Below are 4,383 nucleotides of genomic sequence, written 5' to 3' on the forward strand. Positions count from 1 at the left end.
TACTTTGGAGGTATCTGGGGAGGACAATTGCAAAACTGGGACAACAATCAGTATAATGCCACCGCGAAATTGCGCAACAAAGAGGAGGCAGCCATTCTTCCCCGCGTAGCGAAACTTTCCCCGGGGATGAAAAGCCTGGCGCAGGCGCCTGTTGAAATAAAAATAACAGATAACAACGGCCACCTGTTCAAAGAAAAGGACAATGACAAACGCTTTTTTGAAGCTGCCTGGATGCACAAGTACCGTGGCAAATATTATCTTTCCTATTCAACAGGCGATACCCATAATATTGTTTACGCAATCGGCGATCATCCGTATGGGCCTTTTAAATACCAGGGCATTATCCTGAAGCCTGTTGACGGATGGACAAATCATCACTCCATTGTTCAACTTGGGGATCGGTGGTATTTATTTTATCACGATACACAGTTGTCGGGTAAAACACATTTGAGAAACGTTAAGGTGATGGAGATGAAGTATAATAGTGATGGCACCATTCAACCTTTGAGTGCATTTTCAGTAACCCACCAATAAATATTTTATGAAGAATATCCGCTACGGCTTTATTGTTTTGATCGTTGCTTCCGTGAACTTTTGTGGTGCGGCCTATATTCAAAAATCCAGTGTTGTTACAGCAACACCTGGACTAAAAGATTATTACAAAGATTATTTTCCGATAGGCGTGGCCGTTTCTGGCCGTGCATTGCGAACAGATGAAGCAGGGTTGGTGGTTGGGCAGTTCAATAGTCTTACGCCTGAAAATGCCATGAAAATGGGCGTTATTCATCCGGAAGAGCAACAGTATAACTGGCGGGATGCCGACTCCATCGCTGCTTTTGCCCGTAGAAATGGGATGAAGCTCAGGGGACATACTTTAGTATGGCATAACCAGGCGCCGAAATGGATTTTTAAAGATGCCAATGATCAGCAGGTAACAAAGGAGATATTGCTGCAACGATTGAAGGAACATATTACTACCGTTGTAAAAAGATATAAAGGGATCGTATATGCCTGGGATGTAGCCAATGAGGTGATCAGCGACCGTAAAGATGAATTTTACCGGAATTCGTTATGGTACCAGATCTGCGGAGAAGAGTACATTGAAAAGGCATTTCAGTGGGCGCATGAAGCCGATCCGGAGGCGTTGTTGTTTTACAATGATTACAATGAGATCAATCCTGATAAACGGAAAAAGATCATCCAGCTGGTCAATGGCCTGGTCAGCAAAGGTATACCGGTTCATGGCGTTGGCTTGCAGGCACACTGGGCAATAAATGAGCCTTCAGCAGCGCAGTTGGAAAAAACGATCACCGATTTTCTAACAACGGGACTGAAACTACAGATCACCGAATTTGATATCTCGGTTTATCCCAAAGAACACGAGATGAGAGCAAGGCAACTTGAAGACAGTGCCGTTGCTTTTACCGCTGCAAAGGAGCAGCAGCAACTCGAACAATTCCGCTTGTGCTTTGATGTTTTCCGGAAGTACCGTCATAGTTTGACAGGTGTAACATTCTGGAATATCTCTGACAGATATAGCTGGCTGGATAATTTCCCTGTGCGTGGCAGAAAGGATTATCCACTGTTGTTCGACAAAGAGCTGCAGCCTAAAAAAGCGTTTTGGGCGGTGGTTAAATTTTAAGAGGACATATTATTACTACCATTGCTTTCAACCCCATGTTTAAAAATAAATGTAAAACGACAATTATATTTTTAGAATGGTATCCTATTTACTCCCCGGGCCATTAAGTAACAGTTATCAACCGGCCGGCTTCGCTAATCGGTAGCGGAGGTTGAATGGACCGTTGCTCCATTTGCAGGCGGTGTTTTAGCTTCTTTGCCCTCTGATAAACAGGGGAATACATTTTTTAGGTAGAACTAAAACAATTTGAAAACAATAGCTGTTAACATTTGTAATATTAAAACATTGTTTTAAGAAACTCCATCGTACTGTAGACAGCCAGCATTTAAAGACATCACTGAAAATACTATTTCCTAAGAGTGACTCGTATCCATCTGTACGTGCATTCTTAAGCGGGGACCTCTTGCAATTACCCTCAATAACCCTCAAAATCAACATCACAAATGAGGCGAAAATCTACTATCCTGATTGTCTTGTTTTTAGTTTGTTTACAATTGATTGCGGTGCAGGGCGTCGCGCAGCTGGTTGTTACGGCAACTGCCACGGATGCTACCTGTGCGGGTAATGGTATCATGACCACGCATACAACAAACGCTGTTGCTCCCATTGGTTTTGAACTGCGTAATGGTACTACAGGAGTGGTGATCAGACAGTCGCAGTCGGATAGTGTGTTTAATAATCTCCAGGCAGGTACTTATCAGGTCGCGGTGTATGACGCCAATAATGGTACCGTACCGGTGTTGAGTAATAAAGTGGTATTGAAAAGTACGTATGTACCAATGGCAATCACAAGTGCCAGCAACCGCGTTCCTTTACCTTATTTATGCACGGCCAGTAACAACGCGGGTACTTTTGATATTTCTTTCAATTATGGAGTGGCGCCATATACAGTAACGGTTATTTCAGGGCCTACAATTCCCGCGCCTGTCATCACCAATAATAAATCAACTGCTATTACCGGGCTTTCTTCGGGAAGTTACATGGTGCAAGTGGCAGATGCCTGTGGAAATACAGCTGTTACAAATAACGTGACGATAAATGGTAGCGTGAGTGCATATCCTTCAAATCTGATAGCCCTCCTGGGAAGCAATCCTGTTAATTTTAGTTTGAATCAGAGCACGAACTGTGGTACTACGGCAAGTCTGGTAGTAGTAAACAGTGTTGGGCAATTGCGGTGGTATATGGAGTATCCGGCAGGTTCCGGGAATTTTACAGATACCGTTGCCGGTTCCGGTACACAGGTACCGCTGCCTTATATAGCGCCTGATCAATTACAGGGAAAGCAATATAAATTATGGGTACAACATCCATGTACAGGTTTGTGGCAAACCACTACGGTAAATATTCCTGTTTCCGGACTCAGTGCGAAAATATCCACTAATTATGGTGCGGTTAATAACTGCGATTCTGTATATCCGGTGATACAATTAGATTTTCCGACATCGAGCCCGGGTAATTCCTCTCCGTTTTATTGTTATCCGGTACGTATTACAGTGGCTAATAAGGCTACTCCAGCTAACTATATTTTTGATACTACCCTGGCTGCCAGAGGGCTTTCTTATCAGTCCACCTATCCCACTGCTTCGGGAACTTATGTTGTTACGCTCACTGATGGAAAAAACAAAGTCATCTCACAAGAGGTGATTGTTATTGCCGGGAACCCTAATGACCTTTCTTTCATCAACAGCTATGTAGGTTGCGATTCAATCAGGGGCTCAATCCAGTTTTACAATATCAAAGCCCAGGGTCCCTTTCCGGTAAAGTTACATTTGGTGTCTTACCCCGGAATAACAGATTTATCAAAATTCCCTGACCTGACCTATAATAGCCAGGTGTCATCTTATGTCACCGCGTGGACAGGGCTTCCGGTGAATGGAGGTACGGCCGTTGTACAAACTATTTTTCCCTGCAGAACAGTTACCACTAACGTACCTATCAAGACACAGCTCCCCGTAAATTCGCCGAAAATTGATTCAGCCTGGATAACCATTCCGGTTACAGGTTGTAGCTCAGGGCTTGTTAACCTTAATTTCAGAATTCAGGTAAAAGATACACTTGGTAAAATTTATACTACACCCGCTTCTACACTCCCGCTGGATTATTATGCCTTGAAGGTAATAGGTACTTCTTCACCGGTGTATAATACTTCCGTCCTGAATAATATGACTTCCGGCAGAACTTATATCGTAGGGTTAGTACCGAGGTATGGCGATGGTAATAGCTGTGCGCCTGTTAGTCAGTATACGTTGGAAGTTCCAAATTATGGTGCACCGGTATTTGATATGAATAAAAGTTACGGCCTCGTATGTCCTGGTTCAACTGTAGGAAAAATGGTGGTTGTTGTTAATGGTTTCGGTCCTTTCCAGTACCGCATTACCAACTATGGTACCGGTGCATGGCAATCTTCCAATGTGTTTAACAATCTGCCGGCAGGCAATTATACGGTGCAGGTAATGGATGGCTGTAATGCCACTTCTACCCAACAGGTAAAAGTAGTGGATGGGGCAGGAGCCTCTCTGATTAAGCCTTTTGGCATCCGCCAAACAAGAGGGGATACTTCGTATGTATGTGTGGGCGATAGCATTAGTCTTACTGCGGCGCCGATGGGACCACTTGATTCCCTGAAATGGAATATCCCACGGGATTCCACCATCCGCGACTCGCTGGTGATCAGGATACCAAATTTTAATACGTCGAACAACGGTAAATACATCCTTCGTGTTTATTCTTCTGCTGGTTGT

3 protein-coding genes are annotated in these 4,383 nt (G+C 43.9%); all 3 read left to right on the forward strand.

Translation table 11 applies throughout. The features are described from left to right. The coding region (locus VIP81_RS08650; protein ID WP_331958515.1) for a family 43 glycosylhydrolase at positions 1–534 on the forward strand (534 nt) is incomplete at its 5' end. Between the two features lie 7 nt (positions 535–541). Beyond that, a complete protein-coding gene (locus VIP81_RS08655; protein ID WP_331958518.1) occupies positions 542–1,642 on the forward strand; it encodes an endo-1,4-beta-xylanase in 1,101 nt (366 codons plus the stop codon). Between the two features lie 443 nt (positions 1,643–2,085). Then, positions 2,086–4,383, forward strand: a 2,298-nt coding sequence (locus tag VIP81_RS08660; RefSeq protein ID WP_331958522.1) for a hypothetical protein, incomplete at its 3' end; no start/stop codon positions are given.

This window comes from Chitinophaga sp. (genome assembly GCF_036566945.1).
Lineage (GTDB): Bacteria > Bacteroidota > Bacteroidia > Chitinophagales > Chitinophagaceae > Chitinophaga.

Coding starts and splice junctions, on each gene's coding strand:
- VIP81_RS08655 (WP_331958518.1), top strand. CDS start 542: ATGAAGAATATCCGCTACGGCTTTATTGTTTTGATCGTTGCTTCCGTG.